The sequence below is a fragment of the bacterium Scap17 genome, from assembly GCA_013376735.1.
Lineage (GTDB): Bacteria > Pseudomonadota > Gammaproteobacteria > Pseudomonadales > Halomonadaceae > Cobetia.
In genome coordinates, this window is the sequence record VINJ01000001.1 from 573340 (window position 1) to 594337 (window position 20998).

Consider the following 20998-nt stretch of genomic DNA (forward strand, 5'->3'; position numbering starts at 1 on the left):
TTTCCCAGTGTCTGTGCCCCTGTGAGAGACAAGAGTCCTGTGGGTAGCAGGCCCATGAAACGCCCCGCGGTGCGCCTCACTCATGAGCGCCTCGGCGGGGCGTTGCGCGTTTCGGCAAGGCCGGGGACGCATCCGTGTCAGACATGGCAGCCAGGGCGTGGCTGGCCAGCAGGATTGCCTGCACCCGGCTGGTGACCTCCAGCTTGTGCAGGATGGCGGACACGTGCGACTTCACCGTGGTTTCCGCCACGCCCAGCTGCCAGGCGATCATCTTGTTGGATTCGCCCAGCACCATGCGCTCCAGCACGCCACGTTGCTTGGTGGTGAGGGTCTGCCAGCGCCGCGCGAATTCCGGCTCGCTGAGGCTCGGCACCAGTTGAGGCGCCGGCGGTGGCAGCGATGTCGATGATGCTGCCGATGTTGATGCTGATGCCGACGGTGCCGAGAGCGAGGCTGGACGTGGCGCAGCGCGCATCAACTGGGCAGGCACGTAGACTTCCCCTGCCAGCATGCGCGCGAGCGCCTCGCGCAATACCTCCGCCGAGCTCGACTTGGAGAGGTAGCCCACCGCGCCGAGTGACAAGGCCTCCAGCACCGTCTCGCGTGCCTCGTGGGCGGAGAGAATCGCCACCGGCAGCCAGTCTGCCTCCTGGCGCAATCGCCTCAGGCCTTCCAGGCCATGGCTGTCGGGCAGGTCGAGATCCAGCAGCAGCAGGTCGAGGCTATCGGCGTGCACATCGATGAGGCTGAGCGTTTCGGCGAGACTGGCGGCCTGCAGCAGCTCGTAGGGCGCCGCCGAGGCGTCAGCGACGCTCAGACTCAGGGTACGACTGATGGCGTCACGGAACAGCGGATGGTCATCCGCGATCAACAGACGGTACATGGAGGCTCCTGGCCGGTAACGGGCGATATCTTGAGCATAACGTCATGGCGTGGTGTCGTGCCTTGCGGCCTTCGCGGTATGGCGGCCTTCGCGGTATGGCGGCGTTCGTGTCTCCTCGCTTTTCTCCTCCCAAGGGATGAGACGGTCTCCACCCATGGGGGCATGTCGGGATCGGCGTGAGTGAACAAGACTGTGAAAGTCGTCTGATCAAGTAGTCATTGATGCAGTCATTGACGGTCAGGTGATGGACAGGAGCGCCACCTCCTGTTCAGGACATCGACAACAACAGGCCGTCGATCACGAGCGCCACTCGTGAATCCGGCCAACAGGAGTTCGCCATGATCTACGCCTCCCCGGGCAGCGCCGATGCGCTGGTCACGTTCAAGGATATCTACGGCAACTATATCGGCGGTCGCTTCGTCGAGCCGGTGAAGGGTGAGTACTTCGACAATGTCAGTCCGGTGACGGGCGAGGCCTTCTGCCGTATTCCGCGCTCCAGCGCGGAGGATATCGATCTCGCGCTGGACGCCGCTCACAAGGCAGCGCCTGCCTGGGGCAAGACCTCGGTGCAGGAGCGCTCCAACATCCTGCTCAGGATCGCCGATCGCATCGAGCAGAACCTCGAGATGCTGGCCGTCGCCGAGACCTGGGACAACGGCAAGGCGGTGCGCGAGACGCTGAACGCCGATATCCCGCTGGCGGCGGACCACTTCCGCTACTTCGCCGGTTGTCTGCGCTCCCAGGAAGGCACCGCGGCGGATATCGATGCCAATACCGTCTCCTATCATTTCCATGAGCCGCTGGGCGTGGTCGGGCAGATCATCCCGTGGAACTTCCCGATCCTGATGGCGGCCTGGAAGCTCGGCCCGGCGCTGGCGGCCGGCAACTGCGTGGTGCTCAAGCCGGCGGAGCAGACCCCGGCCTCGATTCTGGTGCTCGCGGAGCTGGTCGGTGACCTGCTGCCGGCGGGCGTGCTCAACATCGTCAACGGCTACGGGGCCGAGGCCGGCCAGGCGCTGGCCACCAGCAAGCGCATTGCCAAGATCGCCTTCACCGGCTCCACTCCCGTGGGCTCGCACATTCTCAAGTGCGCCGCCGACAGCATCATCCCCTCCACGGTGGAGCTGGGCGGCAAGTCGCCCAACATCTACTTCGCCGACATCATGAATGCCGAACCCGAGTTCATCGACAAGGCCGCCGAAGGCCTGGTACTGGCGTTCTTCAATCAGGGCGAGGTGTGTACCTGCCCGTCACGTGCGCTGATCCAGGAAAGCATCTACGACGACTTCATGGCTCGGGTGATGGAGCGCGTGAAGACCATCAAGCGCGGCAACCCGTTGGACACCGACGTGCAGGTCGGCGCCCAGGCCTCCCGCGAGCAGTTCGACAAGATCATGTCCTACATGGATGTCGCCCGCGAGGAAGGTGCCGAGGTGCTCACCGGTGGCAGCAGCGAGCAGCTGGAGAACGAGCTGGCCAACGGCTATTACATCCAGCCGACCCTGCTCAAGGGCAACAACTCGATGCGTGTCTTCCAGGAGGAGATCTTCGGGCCGGTGGTGGCCGTCACCACCTTCCGTGACGAGGCCGAGGCGTTGGCCATCGCCAATGACACCGAATTCGGTCTCGGCGCCGGCGTCTGGAGTCGCGACATGAACGTCGCCTTCCGCATGGGGCGTGGCATCCAGGCCGGCCGCGTATGGACCAACTGCTACCACCAGTATCCCGCCCATGCCGCCTTCGGTGGCTACAAGAAATCCGGTGTCGGTCGCGAGACCCACAAGATGGCACTGGAGCACTACCAGCAGACCAAGAACCTGCTGGTCAGCTACGACATCAATCCGCTCGGTTTCTTCTAGACTCCAGGTTCCAAGTTCCGGGTTCCAGGCTCGAATGCCAGACACGACAACGCCAGCCCTCGGGCTGGCGTTGTCGTGTCTGGCGTGTGCGTGACGGGGCAAGCGGGCGTTTTACCGAAATCGGCTCTTGCTCACAGCGTGCCGAATTTCTCGTTCTCGCCCATGTCCGGGGTGTGGTCCTTGTCGAGGTTGGCGCGGGCGATCTCGTAGAGTTGGTAGGCCTTGCTTTCCTTGGCCTTCCAGTACTCGCCGGACTGTACCTTGACCTCCAGCAGGGTGACATCGGGGTCATCCTTGCCTTCCGGGAACCAGGCGGCCACGAACGGGTTCCAGAACTTGTCGATCAGGTCCTGATCACGCTTGAGGTTGGCATGGCCGTTGAGCGAGACGTAGACGCCATCATCCTGATCGGAAAAGCTCAGGCAGACCTCGCTGTCCTTGCTGGCCTCGAAGACCTTCTCGGCGCTGGCACGGGTGAAGAACCACAGGGTGCCGTCGTAGTCATCCTGCACCAGATGCATCGGGCGGGCATGGGGCAGGCCGTCGCCCTGCGTCACCAACATGCCGACCTTCACGTCCTTGATCAGCTTCCAGATCTTCTGCTTGTGCTCCGGGCTCGACATCGTCTGTCACTCCTTTGCGTCATGCGAATGAAAATCCGGCTGGCTAGCCGTTGCACAAGACCTTGGAGCGACACCCCACAACTTCAAGGGATGATGGTGAAGCTTTCGCTTGATGAGTCAGCACTTGATCAATCGGCGCTTGATTCAGGCGTCGAGGTGACTCACTGCGCTGCCGGTGCCTGCCAGGCGTCGCTGCCCCATAGCGGCACGCTGCTCAACGCGTGCTTGAAGCTGCCACTGGTTTCCTTGGTGCTGTAGGCGATGTAGAGCAGGCTCTGTGAGTCGCGGTCCAGGATACGGCGAATCTTGAGGCTCTTGAGCAGCACGCTCTTGGACTTGCGATAGACCTCCTCGCCACTCTTGGAGGTGTCGATGTCGGCGATCATCGCCGGGGTGATCGGGCCGGTCTGACGGCAGGCGATGCTCATGTCGGAAGGGTCGGAGAAGTCGAGGTCCGCCTCGATGTTGCTCAGGTGGCAGGTCACGCCTGGCACCTTGGGGTCGATCAGGCTCTCGATCTTGATGTCCTTGGTGGTGAACAGGCCCAGCGAGACATCGCCGACCTCGTTGTCATCACAGCCGGCCAGCAGCAGGCCCGAGGCGATCACTCCGAGCAGGGCAGTACGCGAGGTAAAGCGACGCAGTCGTGTCATGGGGTCATCCTTGAGTCAGTGGGTAAGGCGAAGGGACAAGGCAAAGAGGCAAGGCGATGGTAGCGTGTCAGGCCCGCCGCGGGCATCAAGCAACGTCGTGGCATTGCTGCGTCGTGCGGTCTCACTGGCTGGTGAAGGCGGCGAGATTCAGCGCATGCGAGTTGCCCAGCCACATCACGCCCTGGGTGTGATCGAAGAGGTCATCGTCGGTGCCGACGTGCACGAAGATGTCCAGCGAACCACGGTTGAGTGCCAGCCACGGGATGATGCGGCCGAATTCTTCCGGGGCAAATGACAGCTGACAGCTCCATAGCGGATGCGGGCCTACCGGCTGCTGGTGAAAGCGGCCGACGCGCAGCGGGAACTGCTGCTCGGCGCGTGCCGCCAGCTCGCGAGCGGCGGCCAGGCCCTGCTCATCGGTGTAGTAGAGATGTGCATGGTAGTAGCTGATGCGGCTTGTCATGGAGTCGCTCATGGCGTTGTCTCGATCGTTCTCATGGGGCATTCCGGTACTCGGCCTCAAGGGCCGTACCGGGAGTTTTCAAAGGCTGGCGGCAATGGTCGTCAGGGCGTGATGGGCCTTGCGGCCCTCAGCCCCAGGCCCTGTAGATCAGCTGCACGCCCACCAGCGCCATCGCGATGATGATCAGGCGGAAGAACAGCGTCTCGTTGACGCGGGATTGCAGCCACAGGCCGCTTCTGACGCCCGCCCAGGCCACCGGTACCAGCAGCAGCGAGGTGGAGAGGCTGGTGAGGTTGATCTCGCCCAGCGCCACGTAGGGGCCCAGTTTCATCAGGTTCATGCCAGCGAAGATGATCACCGTGGTGGCGATGAAGGTTTCCTTGGGATGCTGGCGCGGAATCATGTACAGGTTGTAAGGCGGCGCGCCGGCGTGGGCGAAGAAGCTGGTGAAGCCCGCCGTCGCACCTGCAGGCACCGCCAGCCAGCGCGGCAGCGGTTTCCTGGCAGTGGGCTTGAACAGCATATAGGCGGCGAACAGCAGCGAGATGACACCCAGCAGGCCGCGAATCATGTTCTCGTCCAGCTCGTCGAACAGCACCACGCCCACCGCGATGCCGATGGCGGCGCTGGGCAGGATGATGCGCACCTCCGACCACAGCTGCTTGCCCCACCAGGCGCGGGAGCTCAGGAAGTCCATCACCAGCAACAGCGGCAGCAGGATGCCGGCGGCTTCCAGCGGCCCGATGGCCAGCGCCATCAGCGGCACCGAGAGCGAGCCGAAGCCACCGGCGAAGCCGCCCTTGGAGATACCGGTCAGGTAGGTCGAGAAGATGATCGCGCTCCAGGCCAGCGCAGAGTAATCGGGCAGTGTCAGCAGGGCATCGAGAGAATCGGTCACGGGCATCTCATGTCGAGAGGGCGGGCAAGGTGAGTCGTGAAGGCCCATTGTTGAACAATTCTGCCCGCGCTTCATCCCGATACGCTGCAATGAAGTCTTTCCCTTGGCGCACCAATGCGCTAAAAGGCGCATGTCGCACAGTGTTTTCTTTCGAGACACTGAGCGAATAGCCTGATCTGTCGGGCATGTCGCAATGCCTGTCGCTCGTTGGTCGAACAATCTCTGAGGTGGCGATGTCACGCGCTCCATTTGAAATCAGCGGTACCCGCATCGCGCCGGGAACGCGGGCCCAGGTCGATGTGCCTGTCGCCAAGCTCTACACCCATGCGCCGCTGCACATCCCCGTCGAGGTGGTGCATGGTCGCCAGTCCGGCCCGGTGTTGCTGGTATGTGGTGCCATCCACGGTGACGAGATCAACGGCGTCGAGATCGTGCGGCGGCTGCTCAAGAGTTCCAGCCTTGCACGGCTGCGCGGCACCCTGATCGCGGTACCCATCGTCAACGTCTTCGGTTTCGTGCAGCACACGCGCTACCTGCCGGACCGCCGCGACCTCAACCGCTGCTTCCCGGGCAGCGAGAGCGGCTCGCTGGGCTCGCGGGTGGCGGCGCTGTTCCGTGAGGAGATCGCCGATCAGGCTACCCACATCATCGACCTGCACACCGGCGCGATCCACCGCACCAACCTGCCGCAGATCCGCGCCACCATGACGGGCAGTGATGCCACGCGTCAGATGGCGGATGCCTTCGGCGCACCGGTGCTGCTGAATGCCGAGCTGCGCGAGGGCAGTCTGCGTGCCTATGCCAGCGAGCGCGGCGTGCCGGTCATCACCTATGAGGCCGGTGAGGCACTGCGCTTCGATGAGTGGGCGATTCGCCCGGGCGTCAGCGGCGTGAAGCGCGTGATGCGCTCCATCGGCATGCTGGCCAAGGACCGCGACCGCAAGCCCAGCTCGCGTGCGGTGGAGATGTCCAACGGCTCCAGCTGGGCGCGGGCCTCCATCGATGGCATCGTCCAGAGCCGCGTGGGCCTGGGGGACCGCGTCGAGAAGCATCAGGTGCTGGGCATCGTCGCCGACCCCTTCGGAAACAGCGAAAGCGAGGTGCTATCACCCGCCGACGGCATCATCATCGGCATGGCCAATCTACCGCTGGCCAACGAGGGCGAGGCGCTCTATCACGTGGCGCGCTTCCATGCGATCGACGATGCCGAGAGCGCCGTCGACAACTTCCAGCAGCTGTTCGTGCCGGACTCCATCTAGGCGTCTCGTTTCACTTCAGGCCCCCTCATGGTCCTGGTTGCCGGCAGTGACAACGCAAACGCCCCGCTCGATGAGCGGGGCGTTTGCGTTGCAGCAGTCTGTGATGTCGTCGCAGCAAGATGACGACGAGTACGAGATCAGCCGTGACTGCTCTGGGTCTCGAACGGGCCGTCATGACGCGCTTCCGCGCCGTGCATCCAGTCCACCAGCTTGCCGGCGAATACCAGCAACAGCAGGCCGCCGAGTACGCCGGTGATGGCGATGCCGCCGAACACGCTCATGGCACCGGCTTCGCCGACCAGCGAGCCGATCATTCCGGCCAGGTAGTTGGCCAGTGCCACGAAGGCGAACCAGGCGCCCATCATCAGCGCACCCATGCGCACCGGTGACAGCTTGGTGACCATCGACAGCCCCACCGGCGACAGGCACAGCTCGCCGAGGGTGTGGAAGAAGAAGGCGCCGACCAGCCAGATCATCGAGGCGCTGCCTGCGGCTTTCTGCTCCAGCACCGCGCCGATCATGCACACGAAGCCGATGCCGAGGGCGATCAGGCCGAAGGCGAACTTGACCGGCGAGCTGGGCTCGCGGTTGTCCATGCGGGTCCACAGACCCGCCAGCAGCGGCGAGAGCAGGATGATGAACAGCGGGTTGAGCGACTGGAACCAGGCCGCCGGCACTTCAAAGCCCATCAGCATGCGGTCGGTGTAGTCCTGCGCATACAGCGCCATTAGGCCGCCGCCCTGTTCGAAACCGGCCCAGAACAGGATGGTGAACAGGCCCAGCACCAGAATGACCTTGATGCGGTCACGCTCTTCGCGGCTCAGCGGCGTCTTGCGCTCGTGGCTCTTGTTCAGGCGTGCCTCGCGGCGGGCGCTGGGCTCCATCCCGAGATCCCCCAGATGGCGCGGCGCGAAGATGAGCTGGATGACGACTGCCAGCAGCATGCCGATACCGGCCACCAAGAAGCCGGCATTCCAGCCATAGCCTTCGGCCATGGAGCCCGCGACGATACCCGACAGCAGCGCACCGATGTTGATGCCCATATAGAAGATGGTGAAGGCACCATCACGGCGGTGATCGCCCTGCTGGTAGAGGTCGCCGACCATCGTGGAGATGTTGGGCTTGAACAGGCCGTTGCCGATGATCAGCAGGCCAAGGCCGACATACAGCAGCATCTCGGCATCGAGCCCGCTCATGGCCGGCGGCACGGCGAGCACGAACTGTCCGGCCGCCATGATCAGCCCGCCGATCAGGATCGCACGGCGTGCGCCCAGCCAGTTGTCGGCCAGGGCGCCGCCGAACATCGGCGTGATGTACACCAGGCCCGTGAAGATGCCATACAGCTGCAGGGCATCGCCCTGACTCCAGCCCAGACCGCCACTGGTGACGGCATCGGTGAGATAGAGCACCAGCAGGGCGCGCATGGCGTAATAGGAGAAGCGTTCCCACAGTTCGGTGGAGAACAGCAGATAGAGTCCGGCCGGATGCCCGAACAGCTCACGGCCGTTGGCTCCGGAGGAGGAGGATGTGGACATGGAACCTCGAAGGAAGTGTCAGCAGAAGCAGCGCAGCCCGGAGGACGGGACTGCATGGACCGGCCCACAGGTCGCAGAGGAGGACTGTGGAGGAATCGCCGATGACGGAGCAGTTGTGTGGCTGACGTCACTCGCGCAGGGCGTAACGATGTCGAGACCTGTTGTTGTCCGTATGGTCAATCATTTTGCGTGAGATGTCTTTGTCAGACAATCAAACGAAAGTCATGTATGTCATTGGTATTCAAAGAGTTATTAGCTTAGATGGCGACGCAGGGTTGCGTCGGATGTCACGTCTGCCCGTGCCGCGTCGCCACTTCCTGACTGCCAAGACGACGACACCCGGCGTGAGGGCCAGGTGTCGGGGACTGACTTTTGACAGCGCTGCTCTCAAGAGAGGGCAGAAGAGAGAGCAAGAAAGGACAGAAGAGAGCAGAAGCGGCGCGAACAGGCCAGCTCGATCAGGCTTGCTCGACCTGCGCCTCGGGCCGCTGTTCCGGTACGCGCGCCATGGCGTCATCGATGACCTCGATGCCCGCGCCCGGCTTGTGGGCGTTCTCGGAGACATGGCGGCGGAACTGGCGACCGCCCGGTTGGCCCTGGAACAGTCCCAGCAGATGGCGGCTGATGTGGTTGAGACGCACGCCCTCGGCGAGGCGCTTCTCGATATAGGGGCGGAAGGCACGCAGCGCATCGTGGCGGCTGGTGTGCGGATTCTCGGCCTCACCGTACAGCTCGCTGTCCACCGTCGCCAGCAACCAGGGGTTGTGGTACGCCTCACGGCCGACCATCACGCTGTCGACGTGCTCCAGCTGCTCGTGCAGCTCATCCATCCGTTTCAGGCCGCCATTGATGCCGATATGCAAGGACGGGTGCGCCTGCTTGAGGCGGTGCACGCGGCCGTAGTTCAGCGGGGGAATATCGCGGTTCTCCTTCGGCGACAGGCCCTGCAGCCATGCCTTGCGCGCATGCACGCTGAAGGTGTCGCAGCCGGCGTCGGCCACGGTGGTGATGAAGCGCTCGAGATCGGCGTCCTCATCCTGATCATCGATCCCGATGCGGCACTTCACCGTCACCGGAATCTTCACCTGCGCCTGCATCGCCGCCACGCATTTTGCCACCAGCTCCGGATGGCCCATCAGACAGGCACCGATCATGTTGTTCTGCACGCGATCGCTCGGGCAGCCGACATTCAGGTTCACCTCGTCATAGCCCCAGCTCTCGGCGATCGCCGCACACTCGGCCAGCGCCTGCGGATCGCTGCCACCCAGCTGCAACGCCAGCGGATGCTCCGTCTCGTCATGGCCGAGGAAGCGCTCGCGGTCCGGATTGAACAGCAATGCCCCGGTGGTCACCATCTCCGTGTACAGCAGCGTACGACGGCTCAACACGCGCGCGAAGGCGCGGTAGTCACGGGTCGTCCATTCCATCATCGGCGCAACGGAGAAGGTGCGGTCAATCGGTGTCATCGGCATGGCAGTCATATCGGCTGGTGTGGGAGCAGGGATCGGAGCATCAGGCGCTGTCGAGACAAGCGGGCGGTGATTCTAGCAGCTTGTGAGGCGAAGCGCCGAGTCAGAGGGAGCCGCGAGCCAATGCGCCGCTCATGGCTCAATGCGTGTTGTTGACCTTCAGCGCTTCGATATCCTGGGCGATGTCTTCGGCGAGCTGGCGGACGGCGTCGCTTTCGCCTTCACGCTGGGCGTAGGCGCGCAGGCCCATGACTTCGGCCTGCAGGCGGCGGCCGAGGCGTTCCGGCTGGTGAGCGGGGCGCTCGGGGTCGATGAGTTCTCCGGCGTCGCGGGCGTCCGCGAAGGCCTGGCGGAAGCGGGCTTCCATGTTGGCGAGCAGCGTCTCGACCTTGTCGCGGGCGGCCTGTTCACGCTCGCCGAGTTCCAGCAGGCTCTTGGCCAGCATGCAGGCGCGGGACGGCACTTCGCAGTCACGTAGTCCGCCGAGCTTGCGGATATAGGTGGCGAGGGCGGTCAAGGGTGAGTCGTGACTGGCCATCAGGCTTTCCATCTCGCGCAGGCTGCGCGCGGAGTAGCAGTCCAGCGCTTCCTGGAAGAGGCCGTCCTTGCTGCCGAAGGTGGCGTAGATGCTGCCGGGGCGCATGTCGAGCGCGCGCTCGATGTCCTTCAGCGAAGTGGCATGAAAGCCCTTCTGCCAGAAGAGATTGAGCGCCCGTTCGAGGGAATCCTGGCGGTTGTGCAAGGTCGCGCGTGGCATGGCTGTCCTGACGATGGGGCTCGCGAGCGACGCCTGTCTTCGCGCGGCATGGCGAAGCGGGCGGTCTGCAAGGAGCAAGGTATTGAGTGAGTACTCAAGTTTAACTTGAATGATCGCTCAAATCCAGCTAGTGTGTTCCCCGACAACGCAGTGCAGCGGATGGTCAGGCTTTATTTTGAGCGTTTGCTCATATCTTGCCCTGCATCCTCAGGGGCGCCGCTGGAGGCTTCATGCCACTGACTGACAGCCCCTGAGGTTCCGCGCATCTCGCTCATCATTCCGAAGGAGTTCTCATGACTGATTTCACACTCTATACCGCCGACAATGCCCCGCAGGACAGCAAGCCGCTGCTTGGCAAGTCCGTCGAAGCCTTCGGCATGGTACCGGGCCTGCACGCCGTGATGGCGGAAGCACCGGGTCTGCTGGAAGGCTACCAGGTGTTGCACCAGCTGTTCCTCGATAGCAGCTTCGATGATGAAGAGACCACCGTCGTGTGGCAGACCATCAACGTCGAGCACAACTGCCACTACTGCGTGCCGGCGCATACCGGCATCGCCAAGTCGATGAAGGTGGATGACGCCATCACCGAAGCACTGCGCAACGAGACGCCTCTGCCGACCGAGCGTCTGGAAGCTCTGCGCACCTTCACGCTGGCCGTGGTACGTGAGCGTGGCTTCGTGGATGACGCTACCGTGCAGACCTTCCTCGATGCCGGTTATACCAAGCGCAATGTGCTGGAAGTGATTCTGGGCCTGTCCCAGAAGGTGATGAGCAACTACACCAATCACCTGGCCGAGACGCCGATCGACGAGCCGTTCAAGAAGTTCGAGTGGCACAAGCAGGGCTGAAGCTGAGGTGAGAGGCGGCGGCAAGTGCCTGACTCTCCAATACTAATGAAAATATTTCTCATTAGTATTGACGTCTGAGTCCGCGGGTCATATTCTGGGGTCATCGCTTCCCCGCCATGGGTAGCGGTGTCCCGGCCAGCGGAGTCAGGCCCCTGTCCGGGAGGCTTCTCATCAGACAGTTTTACGGTCCTTGCCAGCGGCTCATCCTACGGGGTGGGCCGCTTTTTTATGCGCAAAAAAAGACGCCTCCTTCGCTTGCACGAGGGAGGCGTCCGGAAGCGCTTCTCGAGTCATTCGCTTTCCGTCTGCCAATGACAGGGAGGAAGGCTTGCGAGTCGAGCGGTGCTTCGTGCTCACCAGATTTGGATGTCAGGTCCCTGGCAAGCGTCTCATCAGGCCAGTCACGACCTTGATATTCTGGCGCCATGATACGTCAGCCGGTGAGGGGAGGCCAGCGGCGCGTGAGATAAACGCTGACTCAATGTTAATGAAAATATTTCTCATTAGTATTGACGGCGTCAGCCGGAGAGCATAATCTGGATTCATCGCTTCCCGCCATGGAATGCGGTAGCCAGAACAGCGGAGTCAGGCCCCTGTTCGGGTTTCTCCTCATCAAGCTAGTCACGGTCTTAGGGCGACTCTCACGGGTCGCCTTTTTTCATGTCTGGCGCTTCTCCATTTCGTGTCTGGCACTTCTCTGGCGATTTACCTCGATCTTCCTTCCGTCGCTCTCCCGCTTGCCTCCTCATCTACGCTTGGTGCGCCCCGTCGCTCTGCCTCCGCTGGCGCGCCATCTCGTTTAGAATGACGACATCCTATTCCCACGCCGCCAAGGTGCCCGGGTTCCGCTGCCTTTTCAGAGGGTTGGCCATTGCGGTCAATCATTGTCATCAGTCAGAGCACGGGCGCGACCCGCGGGGCTTTCCGAGGAAGTCATCATGATCACACTCTATCGACTGCACGATGATGGGCGCCTGCGCGGTGAACATATCGTGTTGCCCGACCCGCAGCCCGGCCAGCCCGATACGCCGCCGCGCCTGGCGGATAGCGCTGAAGAGGCGGCAGCCCTGCATGCCGGGTTGCTGGCCGATGACGAGCTGGCGCCACCGATTCTGGTGCGTAGCGATGTGCTGTGGATCGATCTCTGTGAGCCGGATGAGCAGGAAAAGCGCTGGGTGAGCGAACAGTTCACGGTAGAGCTGCCTGATGTCGAGGAGCTGGAGGAGATCGAGTCGTCGTCGCGCTTCTATCTGGAAGGCGATGGCATCCACGTCGTCTCGCTGTTTCCGCATCGCAAGGGGCGCGAGCCACAGACGGCCAACGTCGCCTTCCATCTGCATGGGCGCCAGTTGATCAGCATGCGCCACGAGGATATCGGCCTGCTGCGGCTGTTCCGCAATCACCTGCGTCGCCAGCGACTGAGCCCGGAGGATGGCTGGGAAGTGCTGTTGGCGCTGCTGGCGATGAAGGTCGATTACCTGGCCGATGAGATCGAGGATATCTACCGGGCCCTGGAGGCGTTGGGCAAGCAGGCGGTGCACCCCGAGGCGCTGGAAGACACCCTGCACGGCATCCTGTTGCAGGAGCGCTACAACGACAAGGTGCGCCAGTCGCTGCTGGACAGCCAGCGCCTGCTGCGTCAGCTGACGCGCCATCTGCCCTCGGCGCCACGTCAGAAATCGCGACGTCAGGAGATTCGCGACATGTTGCGCGACATCGACTCGCTCAATCCGCACACCACCTTCATCTTCGACAAGGTCAACTTCCTGCTCGATGCCTCGATCGGTTTCACCAACCTCGATCAGAGCCGCATCATCAAGATCTTCTCGGTGGCGGCGGTAGTCTTCATGCCGCCGACCTTGATCGCCAGCATCTACGGCATGAACTTCCACTGGATGCCGGAGCTGGACGAGAACTGGGGCTATCCCTTCGCGCTGTGCCTGATGGGGGTATCGGCGCTCTCGACCTATCTGTTCTTCAAGTGGAAGAAGTGGCTGTAAGTTGCTGAAGACAGGCATAAAAAAGCGCCTGGCGTCGTGAGACGGCCAGGCGCACAAGAAACTTGCATTACAACACTGAAGATCGCCACCGAGGCCCAGGATGGGCCGACAGCGAAACCGCGCGTGGGGGCGTCGCCATGCAGACCAGTCACCGGGAATCGGTGGGATGAGCAGTGCAACTACCTGAGCGCGAACCTGGACGGTCGGGCTGCGCCACGCAGGCCCGGCCGTCTTCGGTCTAGTCCGGAAGCAGGCGGCCGATGCCGCGGCGCGCCTGCTCCCGCATGTTCGTGGCGCACAGTATAGGGTGCCGCGCTTTGGAGAATAAGCGCGTACAATTGAAAACTAGGGTTTCCAATATGGAAACCTGAGAGATTGATGGGGTGTCTGGCCGTGTCCGGAGGGCCATGGCGGTTGCAGAGCGAGGGAAAGGGAGACACATGGCGACACTTGATGCATTGCGCGTCTTCGTCGAAGTCGTGCGCGCGGCCAGTTTCACTGCGGCGGCGCGCCGACTGGGAATTTCCAAGTCGCTGGCGTCCAAGCGGGTGGCGGCACTGGAAGAGCAGCTGGGCGTCAGCCTGATCAATCGCTCGACCCGCAAGCTGCATCTCACCGAGGCGGGGCGCATCTACTACGAGCACGGCCTGCGCATCCGCGAGGAGCTGGAATCCGCCGAGGCCCGCGTACAGTCCGTGACCTCGCAGCCGATGGGCCAGCTCAAGGTCTCGGCACAGGTGTCGTTCGGCTTCATGTATCTGGCCGCGCCGACCACCGCCTTCATGCGTCGCTACCCGGATGTCAGCGTCGAGATTCTGCTCGAGGATCAGCGCTTCGAGCCCATCGATGAGTCGGTGGACCTGGCGATTCGCATGGGGCCGCTGCCGGATTCCTCGATGGTCTCGCGGCCGCTGTGCAAGGTGGTCTACGGCCTGTACGCCGCACCGGATTACCTGGCGCGCGTCAATTCACCGCCGGTGCAGCCCCAGGACATCCGCGCCTTCGATACCATCTTCTACGGCAATTACGACCTGGGGGCGCATTGGCGCTTCACGCTCAATGGTCAGCCCTTCGATGTGGAGCCGGAGTCGCGGCTGGTGATCAACAATCTGCTCGGCGTGGTGGAGGCGGCCAAGGCCGGCTTCGGTCTCGCCTACCTGCCGACCTTCTCGGCCCGCGCGGCAGTGGAAAGCGGTGAACTGGTGCCGCTGCTGCAGCCCTACTGGAACGAGCATGGCTCGATGGTGGTGCTGTTCCGTTCACGCAAGTACCTGCCTGACAAGACCCGCGCCTACCTCGACTTCATCACCGAGTGGTTTCAGGAGCATCTGCAGCTCTGAGTCGCCTCTACCGAGAGGGTTACCACTCGATGGCCTGGCCGGCCCAGTCGTAGAAGCCGCCGCTGGCGGTGGGCGAGAGTTCGCAGGCGACGCGCAGCAGACGGCGCGCCACGAAGCCCGTCGTGAATAACTTGCCCTCGGGCACGCGGGACTGGAAGGGAGTCGACAGGCCGGTGTCGGTGGTGCCGGGATGCAGCGCGACCAGCAGCGCCTCGGGATTGCGCCGTGCGATCTCGATGGCGGCGGTCTTGAGCAGCATGTTGTGGCTGGCCTTGCTGGCGCGATAGGCATACCAGCCGCCGCTGCGGTTGTCGGAGATCGAGCCGACCCGCGCCGACAGCGAGGCGAAGATCACTGGCGTGCGTCGGCGCAGACGTGGCGCCAGCATCCCCAGCAGCAGGGCCGGGGCGAAGGCATTGACCTGATGCAGACGCGTCAGGGCCGCCAGACTCAAGTCTTCCAGACGCTTCTCCGGCCATAGCTGCTCGCGCTCGTCATGCAGCAGGCCCAGCGCGTTGAGTATCAGCGCCGGTGGCTGCCCCGTCTCGCTCTCGCCATCCAGTTGCTGTGCCAGCCACTTCTCAAGGCGTGCGGTGCCTTGCTCGGTGGTCAGGTCGGCCTCCAGCGTCTCGAGCTCGGGATGCGTCGAAAGGCATGAGACATCGCGACTCACCGCCAGCACTTTTCCACAGTGCGGATGGGCGAGCAGCTCATCGATCAGCGCCCGCCCGATCCCGCCGCTGGCGCCGGTGACCAGTGCGCAGAAGCCCCGTGGCAGGCGCGCGAAGGTGTCCGCCGCCAATGGCTGATCTTCCAGTCTGCTGTCTACCATATATGTCTCCCTCTGTAGTGGCTGAACAGGATTATCGTCAGGCAGTGCGCTCCATCAGCCTGGCGAGGCGGGAATCGCGGCTCAGTGTGGTCGGGGTGGTGTCTTCCTGCAGTCGGCCCGCTTCCAGCAGCGCCAGACGCGCAAAGCGCTCCAGCCCCAGCGGCTGATGAGTGATCATGATCAGGCTGCGGCCCTCGCAGGCGGCGAGAATCGCGCTCATCACCTGCTCGGCGCTGGTGCGGTCCAGTCCTTCGCAGGGCTCATCGAGCAGCACGATCGGCGCCGGTGACAGCAGTGCGCGTGCCACGCCGAAGCGGCGCAGCTGGCCACCGGACAATGAACGTCCCCCTTCATCCGGGAAGCCGGCCAGTCCCTGTGGCTGGCGGGCCAGCCAGTCGCCGAGGCCAAGGCTTTCCAGCATGCGCGTCAGTGACTTATCGCTGGCCTCGGGAGCGGCCAGGCGCAGGTTGTCGGCGTAGCTGGCACAGAACAGGTGCGTGTCCTGCGGGCAGACCGCGAAGCTTGCACGCAGCGTGGCCTCGTCGAGCGAGTCCAGCGCCACGCCACCCAGCGTGATCTGTCCGGCACTGGGGGCATGGAAGCGACTGAGCACGTCCAGCAGGGTGCTCTTGCCGCTGCCGGACGGGCCGAGCAGTGCCAGATGCTCGCCTGCGGCCAGTGTCAGTGACAGCTCTTCAAGCACCGGCGTGTCGCCGTGGGTGACGCTCAGCTGCTCGATCTCCAAGGCGTGTCCCACCGGCGTGGCAGCCTCGGAGTCACTGGGGAACTGGGCCGCCGGCGTATTGGCCTGCACGCGGTTGAGGCGCGCGGCCGCCGACAGACAGCGACCGAGACCCTGCCAGGCCAGCGGCAGTGGCGCCAGTGCCTCGAAGGCGCCGAGTACCGCCAGCAGGAACAGCGCCAGCAGACGACCATCGAGCAGCTCGCCAGAATGCGTCGTGATGTCGTCGTTCGCATATGGCGCCATCTGCATGACGCCGAGCAGGGCGACCCCGGCCAGCGTCAGCCCCAGCAGACTGTGACTCAGCCAGCTGGCCAGTGCCTGACGGCGTGCCTGGGTGCGCTCGATGCGGTCCCGCTCGGCCTGTTGCTCGGCCAGGCGCTCAAGCTCTTCATTCCAGCGATCATAGATCACCAGCTCGCCCAGTCCCTGCAGGCGCTCCAGCAGGCGTGCGCGCAGGCGGCTGGCCGAGGATTGGTGACGCATGGCGTCACGGCTACCACGCCACCAGGCCAGCCACGGCACCAGTCCGCCGGTCAGCACCAGCCCGATCACTGCGACCAGCGCCAGTGTCGGCGCGAAGATGCCGATCAGCGTGCCGGCGGCGAGGATGGCGCAGACCGCCACCAGCGAGGGAATCAACACGCGCACGTAGAGGCTGTCGAGGGCGTCGACATCCGCGCCCAGGCGGGTCATCAGCTCGCCCTGGCCGGCATGCTGCAGGGCGGCGGGGGAGAGCGGCTCGATGGCCTCGAACAGGCGACGGCGCAGGCTCGCCAGCAGACGCAGCGTGCCTTCGTGGGTGGTGAGACGCTCGCCATAGCGTCCGGCGGTGCGCGCCAGTGCCAGACCGCGCACACCTGCCGCCGGGGTGAAGAAGTTGAAGGCCTGGGTGGCAGCGACGCTCAAGCCGGCCACGGCGGTGGCGGAGAGAAACCAGCCCGACAGTGCCAACAGGCCGGTGGCCGCCAGCAGAGTGATCAGCGCCAGCAGTGCGCCGATGCCCAGCCAGCCACGATGCTCGCGCATCAAGGCCAGATAGGGCGTCAGTTCGCGCAGACGTGGGCGCTGTTCGCTATACGCTTCACCTAGTGCTGGCTCGCTGGCTGTGACGGCCGCGGGCGTGTCAGGCGCGGACTTGCAGATGGCGCGGCTCATGCGTCACCTCGCGGCGTCGGGAGGGGGAGCGGGCGGTCCTGCACCAGCTGGCCATCGTCGAGGTGAATCAGGCGCTGGCACAGCGTCAGCAGCTCTGGTCGGTGGGTCAGCAACAGCAGGGTGCGGCCCTCGCCGAGACGCTTGAGCGCGGCGATCACGCGCGCTTCGCTGTCGGCGTCCAGGCTGGCGGTGGGTTCATCCAGCAGCACCAGTGGCGCGTCATGCAAGAATGCGCGGGCCAGTGACAGGCGGCGTGCCTGGCCGCCGGACAGCGCCTGACCGCCCTCGCCAAGGCGCGTCTCGAGCCCTCGCGGCAGCTGCTGGTACCAGTCAAGCAGGTCGGCATTGTCCAGCGCCGCTTCGAGTTGGGTGTCGCTGGCGTGAGGCCTGGCCAGACGCAGGTTGTCGGCCAGCGTGCCGGACAGCACCACCGTCTCCTGACCGACCCAGGTCGCCATGCCCGGCGGCAGGCCGTGGCTCAGCGGATGGCCATTGAGATACAGCAGGCCGTCGCTGGCCTCGACGAAGCCGAGCAGCAGATTGAGCAGCGTCGACTTGCCGGAGCCGGAGGCACCGGTCAGCGCGACGCGTTCGCCCTGGGTGATCCGCAGGGTCAGCGGGCCGAGTGCCGGTGGAGTCAGCGTGCTGGTCTGGCGGGTCCATTGATTGGGATAGCGCACACAGACCTCTTCCAGCATCAGCGAGTGCAGCTTGCGGGTCTGAGGGCGCGCCGCGGGCAGGTCGCTGTTGGCATTGTGCGTCTGTGTGGCAGCCTCGCCATCCGCCTCCTGGGTGAAGGGGGCACTGCCGACGATGGGGGCGAGATCACTGGCGGCAGCCTCGGCCTCGGCCTTGGCGTGATAGTGCACGCCCAGCTCGCGCAGCGGCTGATAGAACTCGGGCGCCAGCACCAGAATGAAGAGTGCGGTCTGCAGGGTCAGCGGTGAGTCGCCCCAGGTGCCGAATTGCAGGTGGCCGAGGAAATGGAAGCCGAGGTAGACCGCCAGCAGCGCGATGGACACCGCGGTGAAGAATTCCAGCACCGTGGAGGACAGGAAGGCCAGGCGCAGTACGCGCATGGTGCGCTTGCGAAAGGCATGGCTGACCGCCTCGACCTGGGGGCCGCGCCTGGCGCTGCCGAATAGCTTGAGGGTCTTGAGACCGGTGAGCAGGTCCATGAAGTGACGGCCCATGCGGTCCATCTCCCGGAACTGCTCCTGCGAGCGCTTGCGCGCCGCGATGCCGACCAGAATCATGAAGATCGGCACCAGTGGTGCGGTGGTGGCGAGAATCAGGCCGGCCGCCCAGTTGAGCGGAAACACCACACACAGCAGCATCAGCGGAATCAGCCCCGCGAGGCGTGTCTGTGGGCGGAAGTCGGCGTAGTAGCCGTGCAGTGACTCGACCTGGTCCCAGGCGCGGTTGGCCAGGCTTGCGCGATGCTGGCGACGCACCCACAGCGGGCCGAGTTCGGCGAAGCGCTGCAGCAGGCGCTCGCGCAGGCGACGGCGGATCTGCTGGCTGGCGCGGGTGCCGGCATAGCCACGCAGGCCAGTGAGCGCGCCGCGCAGCGAGAGACTGGCGGCGAGTACCGCGATGGCCGGCCACAGTGTCGCCAGGCCTTCGCGGTCGATCGCGACGCCCTGGGCCAGGCGGGCGATGGCCCAGGCCTGGGCGAGCAGCACCAGTGTCGAGAGCAGGGCGCACAGGATGGCGAGCTGGGGCCAGTGGCCACCGGCACGTGCCAGTGTCTCCAGCCAGCGGCGTGGCACGAATTCTGCCGAGGCAGTGGCATCGGTGGGGGAGGGTGAAACATCGGGTGCAGCGGCAGTTCGGGGCATTCATGCTCCTGCCGGTGGTGGCAGAGATAGTTGCAGGGAAGCGCTGGCGTCACGTCTCAAGGCAGAGAATGACGCATCTGGCGCAAGCTTACCGCCGAGAGAGCGTTGGTACACGGCGACGCACTGTCGCACATCTTCACCTTGCGTATAATATGCCCCAGCACTCGCTGCTGAGACAGCAGCGTGATTTCACGCCCCGGCAGTCAGTCATTGCCGAGACGCTTGTTGCCCTCTCTTCTCGAACTACTGGACTCCACATGACCGTTCGTACGCGCATCGCACCGTCGCCGACTGGTGATCCCCACGTCGGCACCGCCTACATCGCCCTGTTCAACCAGTGCTTCGCTCGTCAGCACGGTGGCGAGTTCATTCTGCGCATCGAGGATACCGATCAGACGCGTTCCACCGGCGAATCCGAGCAGATGATCCTCGACTCGCTGCGCTGGCTGGGCATCGAATGGGCCGAAGGCCCGGATGTCGGCGGTCCGCACGGCCCGTACCGTCAGAGTGAGCGTGGCGACATCTATGCCACACACTGCCAGCAGCTGATCGATGCCGGCCACGCCTTCAAGTGCTATCGCACCAGTGAAGAGCTGGATGAGCTGCGCGAGTCGCGCAAGGCCGAAGGTCTGCACATGGCGCTCAAGCCGTCCGACCTCGCGCTGCCGGCAGAAGAAGTGGCGCGTCGTGAAGCGGCGGGCGCGCCCTTCGTCATCCGCATGAACGTGCCGGAAAGCGGCACCTGTGTGGTCAAGGACATGCTGCGTGGCGAGATCGAGGTCGACTGGGCCCAGGTCGATGCGCAGATCCTGCTCAAGTCCGACGGCATGCCGACCTACCACCTGGCCAACGTGGTGGATGATCACCTGATGGAGATCACCCACGTGATGCGTGGCGAGGAGTGGATCAACTCGGCGCCCAAGCATCAGCTGCTGTATGAATACTTCGGCTGGCAGATGCCGGAACTGTGCCACATGCCGCTGCTGCGCAATCCGGACAAGACCAAGCTGTCCAAGCGCAAGAACCCGACGTCGATCCTCTACTACCGTCGCATGGGTTACCTGCCGGCGGCGGTGATCAACTATCTCGGTCGTCTGGGCTGGTCCATGCCGGACGAGCGCGAGAAGTTCACCCTGAGCGAGATGCAGGAGCATTTCGATATCCAGCGTGTCTCGCTGGGTGGTCCGGTGTTCGATGTCGAGAAGCTCAGCTGGCTGAACGGTCTCTATATCCGCGATCTGTCCGAGGATGAGCTGCTGAGCGAGCTGCGTCAGTGGGCCTTCAACGAGTCCTACGTCAAGCAGATCCTGCCGGAAGTGAAGCCGCGCATCGAGACGCTGTCCGAGGCGATTCCGCTGGCGGGGCACTTCTTCTCGGGTCTGCCGGCCATCACGCCGGACGACTTCGCCAAGGCGAAGCTGGAAGGCGAAGACCTGGTGCGTCAGATGCAGTTCCTGACCTGGAAGCTTGAAGCCGTGAGCCGCTGGGACAAGGAGCATCTGCTGGCGGAAGTGAAGCTGCTCTCCGAGCACTTCGGGCTCAAGATGAAGGACTTCCTGGCGCCGGTATTCGTGGCGGTGACCGGCTCGGCGACCTCTACCTCGGTGATGGACGCGATGGTCATTCTGGGCTCCGACATGACGCGCGCGCGTCTGCGCCACGCCGTGGCCGTGCTGGGTGGCGTCTCCAAGAAGGCGGCCAAGCGTTTCGAGAAGGAATATCGTGACCTCTGAGCGCAGTCCGTGACCGCGCTCCCGACGGGCGCGTCGCGCTGATGATGGCCTCCATAATGAATGACGTCATGGGGGCCATGCGCCGAAAAGGCGCGAGAGGCGAAT

17 protein-coding genes are annotated in these 20998 nt (G+C 64.1%); 6 read left to right on the forward strand and 11 right to left on the reverse strand.

Annotated features, from left to right (window positions below):
- Positions 1-76: 76 nt before the first annotated feature.
- Positions 77-883 (reverse strand): response regulator transcription factor, encoded by an 807-nt coding sequence (locus tag FLM52_02515; GenBank protein NVN54678.1) that lies wholly within the window; start codon positions 881-883, stop codon positions 77-79.
- A gap of 338 nt (positions 884-1221) precedes the next feature.
- On the opposite strand from FLM52_02515, the gene FLM52_02520 reads away from it, so the two are divergent.
- Positions 1222-2742: an aldehyde dehydrogenase gene (locus FLM52_02520; GenBank protein NVN54679.1), complete on the forward strand. Its 1521-nt coding sequence runs from the start codon at positions 1222-1224 to the stop codon at positions 2740-2742.
- A 131-nt stretch (positions 2743-2873) separates the two neighbouring features.
- Here FLM52_02520 and FLM52_02525 read toward each other — a convergent pair whose 3' ends face one another.
- The 4 genes from FLM52_02525 to FLM52_02540 form a co-directional block, all read right to left on the reverse strand.
- Positions 2874-3365, reverse strand: a complete 492-nt coding sequence (locus FLM52_02525; protein ID NVN54680.1) for a pyridoxamine 5'-phosphate oxidase family protein — start codon at positions 3363-3365, stop codon at positions 2874-2876.
- Between the two features lie 161 nt (positions 3366-3526).
- On the reverse strand, positions 3527-4018 hold the full coding sequence (locus tag FLM52_02530; protein ID NVN54681.1) for a hypothetical protein: 492 nt from the start codon (positions 4016-4018) through the stop codon (positions 3527-3529).
- A gap of 121 nt (positions 4019-4139) precedes the next feature.
- Entirely contained in the window at positions 4140-4493 is a 354-nt protein-coding gene (locus FLM52_02535) for a 4,5-dioxygenase (GenBank protein NVN54682.1), read from the reverse strand.
- Positions 4494-4608: 115 nt separating this feature from the next.
- Positions 4609-5385: a sulfite exporter TauE/SafE family protein gene (locus FLM52_02540; GenBank protein NVN54683.1), complete on the reverse strand. Its 777-nt coding sequence runs from the start codon at positions 5383-5385 to the stop codon at positions 4609-4611.
- 227 nt (positions 5386-5612) lie between these two features.
- On the opposite strand from FLM52_02540, the gene FLM52_02545 reads away from it, so the two are divergent.
- Positions 5613-6638, forward strand: a complete 1026-nt coding sequence (locus FLM52_02545; GenBank protein ID NVN54684.1) for a succinylglutamate desuccinylase/aspartoacylase family protein — start codon at positions 5613-5615, stop codon at positions 6636-6638.
- Positions 6639-6775: 137 nt separating this feature from the next.
- Here the strand turns inward: FLM52_02545 and FLM52_02550 are convergent, their stop codons facing one another.
- The 3 genes from FLM52_02550 to FLM52_02560 form a co-directional block, all read right to left on the reverse strand.
- Positions 6776-8173: a peptide MFS transporter gene (locus FLM52_02550; protein ID NVN54685.1), complete on the reverse strand. Its 1398-nt coding sequence runs from the start codon at positions 8171-8173 to the stop codon at positions 6776-6778.
- Positions 8174-8631: 458 nt separating this feature from the next.
- A complete protein-coding gene (gene dusA / locus FLM52_02555; protein NVN54686.1) occupies positions 8632-9639 on the reverse strand; it encodes a tRNA dihydrouridine(20/20a) synthase DusA in 1008 nt (335 codons plus the stop codon).
- A gap of 142 nt (positions 9640-9781) precedes the next feature.
- The gene (locus FLM52_02560) at positions 9782-10399 is read right to left on the reverse strand and encodes a TetR/AcrR family transcriptional regulator (GenBank protein ID NVN54687.1); all 618 of its coding nucleotides are present in this window, start codon (positions 10397-10399) and stop codon (positions 9782-9784) included.
- Between the two features lie 293 nt (positions 10400-10692).
- Here FLM52_02560 and FLM52_02565 point away from each other — a divergent pair, with 293 nt between their 5' ends.
- From FLM52_02565 to FLM52_02575, 3 genes are all read left to right on the forward strand, one after another.
- On the forward strand, positions 10693-11247 hold the full coding sequence (locus FLM52_02565) for a carboxymuconolactone decarboxylase family protein (GenBank protein NVN54688.1): 555 nt from the start codon (positions 10693-10695) through the stop codon (positions 11245-11247).
- 938 nt (positions 11248-12185) lie between these two features.
- Complete coding sequence (gene corA, locus FLM52_02570) at positions 12186-13247, forward strand: magnesium/cobalt transporter CorA (protein NVN54689.1); 1062 nt, start codon at positions 12186-12188, stop codon at positions 13245-13247.
- Between the two features lie 440 nt (positions 13248-13687).
- The gene (locus FLM52_02575) at positions 13688-14587 is read left to right on the forward strand and encodes a LysR family transcriptional regulator (protein NVN54690.1); all 900 of its coding nucleotides are present in this window, start codon (positions 13688-13690) and stop codon (positions 14585-14587) included.
- Positions 14588-14606: 19 nt separating this feature from the next.
- Here FLM52_02575 and FLM52_02580 read toward each other — a convergent pair whose 3' ends face one another.
- The 3 genes from FLM52_02580 to cydD are packed head-to-tail and all read right to left on the reverse strand — an operon-like array spanning position 14607 to position 19160.
- Positions 14607-15419 (reverse strand): SDR family NAD(P)-dependent oxidoreductase, encoded by an 813-nt coding sequence (locus FLM52_02580; GenBank protein ID NVN54691.1) that lies wholly within the window; start codon positions 15417-15419, stop codon positions 14607-14609.
- Positions 15420-15456: 37 nt separating this feature from the next.
- Positions 15457-17319 carry a thiol reductant ABC exporter subunit CydC gene (gene cydC / locus FLM52_02585; protein ID NVN54692.1) on the reverse strand — a complete coding sequence of 621 codons (1863 nt, stop codon included), beginning with the start codon at positions 17317-17319 and terminating at the stop codon, positions 15457-15459.
- The gene (gene cydD, locus FLM52_02590; GenBank protein NVN54693.1) at positions 17316-19160 is read right to left on the reverse strand and encodes a thiol reductant ABC exporter subunit CydD; all 1845 of its coding nucleotides are present in this window, start codon (positions 19158-19160) and stop codon (positions 17316-17318) included. The genes cydC and cydD overlap by 4 nt, the downstream gene beginning before the upstream one ends.
- A gap of 257 nt (positions 19161-19417) precedes the next feature.
- On the opposite strand from cydD, the gene FLM52_02595 reads away from it, so the two are divergent.
- Positions 19418-20893 (forward strand): glutamate--tRNA ligase, encoded by a 1476-nt coding sequence (locus FLM52_02595; protein ID NVN54694.1) that lies wholly within the window; start codon positions 19418-19420, stop codon positions 20891-20893.
- The last annotated feature ends 105 nt before the right edge of the window (positions 20894-20998 follow it).

What these genes read in the sequence shown, in the direction of transcription:
- FLM52_02515 (NVN54678.1), bottom strand. Translation starts at nt 883, where the DNA reads ATGTACCGTCTGTTGATCGCGGATGACCATCCGCTGTTCCGTGACGCC.
- FLM52_02520 (NVN54679.1), top strand. Translation starts at nt 1,222, where the DNA reads ATGATCTACGCCTCCCCGGGCAGCGCCGATGCGCTGGTCACGTTCAAG.
- FLM52_02525 (NVN54680.1), bottom strand. Translation starts at nt 3,365, where the DNA reads ATGTCGAGCCCGGAGCACAAGCAGAAGATCTGGAAGCTGATCAAGGAC.
- FLM52_02530 (NVN54681.1), bottom strand. Translation starts at nt 4,018, where the DNA reads ATGACACGACTGCGTCGCTTTACCTCGCGTACTGCCCTGCTCGGAGTG.
- FLM52_02535 (NVN54682.1), bottom strand. Translation starts at nt 4,493, where the DNA reads ATGAGCGACTCCATGACAAGCCGCATCAGCTACTACCATGCACATCTC.
- FLM52_02540 (NVN54683.1), bottom strand. Translation starts at nt 5,385, where the DNA reads ATGCCCGTGACCGATTCTCTCGATGCCCTGCTGACACTGCCCGATTAC.
- FLM52_02545 (NVN54684.1), top strand. Translation starts at nt 5,613, where the DNA reads ATGTCACGCGCTCCATTTGAAATCAGCGGTACCCGCATCGCGCCGGGA.
- FLM52_02550 (NVN54685.1), bottom strand. Translation starts at nt 8,173, where the DNA reads ATGTCCACATCCTCCTCCTCCGGAGCCAACGGCCGTGAGCTGTTCGGG.
- dusA (NVN54686.1), bottom strand. Translation starts at nt 9,639, where the DNA reads ATGACACCGATTGACCGCACCTTCTCCGTTGCGCCGATGATGGAATGG.
- FLM52_02560 (NVN54687.1), bottom strand. Translation starts at nt 10,399, where the DNA reads ATGCCACGCGCGACCTTGCACAACCGCCAGGATTCCCTCGAACGGGCG.
- FLM52_02565 (NVN54688.1), top strand. Translation starts at nt 10,693, where the DNA reads ATGACTGATTTCACACTCTATACCGCCGACAATGCCCCGCAGGACAGC.
- corA (NVN54689.1), top strand. Translation starts at nt 12,186, where the DNA reads ATGATCACACTCTATCGACTGCACGATGATGGGCGCCTGCGCGGTGAA.
- FLM52_02575 (NVN54690.1), top strand. Translation starts at nt 13,688, where the DNA reads ATGGCGACACTTGATGCATTGCGCGTCTTCGTCGAAGTCGTGCGCGCG.
- FLM52_02580 (NVN54691.1), bottom strand. Translation starts at nt 15,419, where the DNA reads ATGGTAGACAGCAGACTGGAAGATCAGCCATTGGCGGCGGACACCTTC.
- cydC (NVN54692.1), bottom strand. Translation starts at nt 17,319, where the DNA reads ATGAGCCGCGCCATCTGCAAGTCCGCGCCTGACACGCCCGCGGCCGTC.
- cydD (NVN54693.1), bottom strand. Translation starts at nt 19,160, where the DNA reads ATGCCCCGAACTGCCGCTGCACCCGATGTTTCACCCTCCCCCACCGAT.
- FLM52_02595 (NVN54694.1), top strand. Translation starts at nt 19,418, where the DNA reads ATGACCGTTCGTACGCGCATCGCACCGTCGCCGACTGGTGATCCCCAC.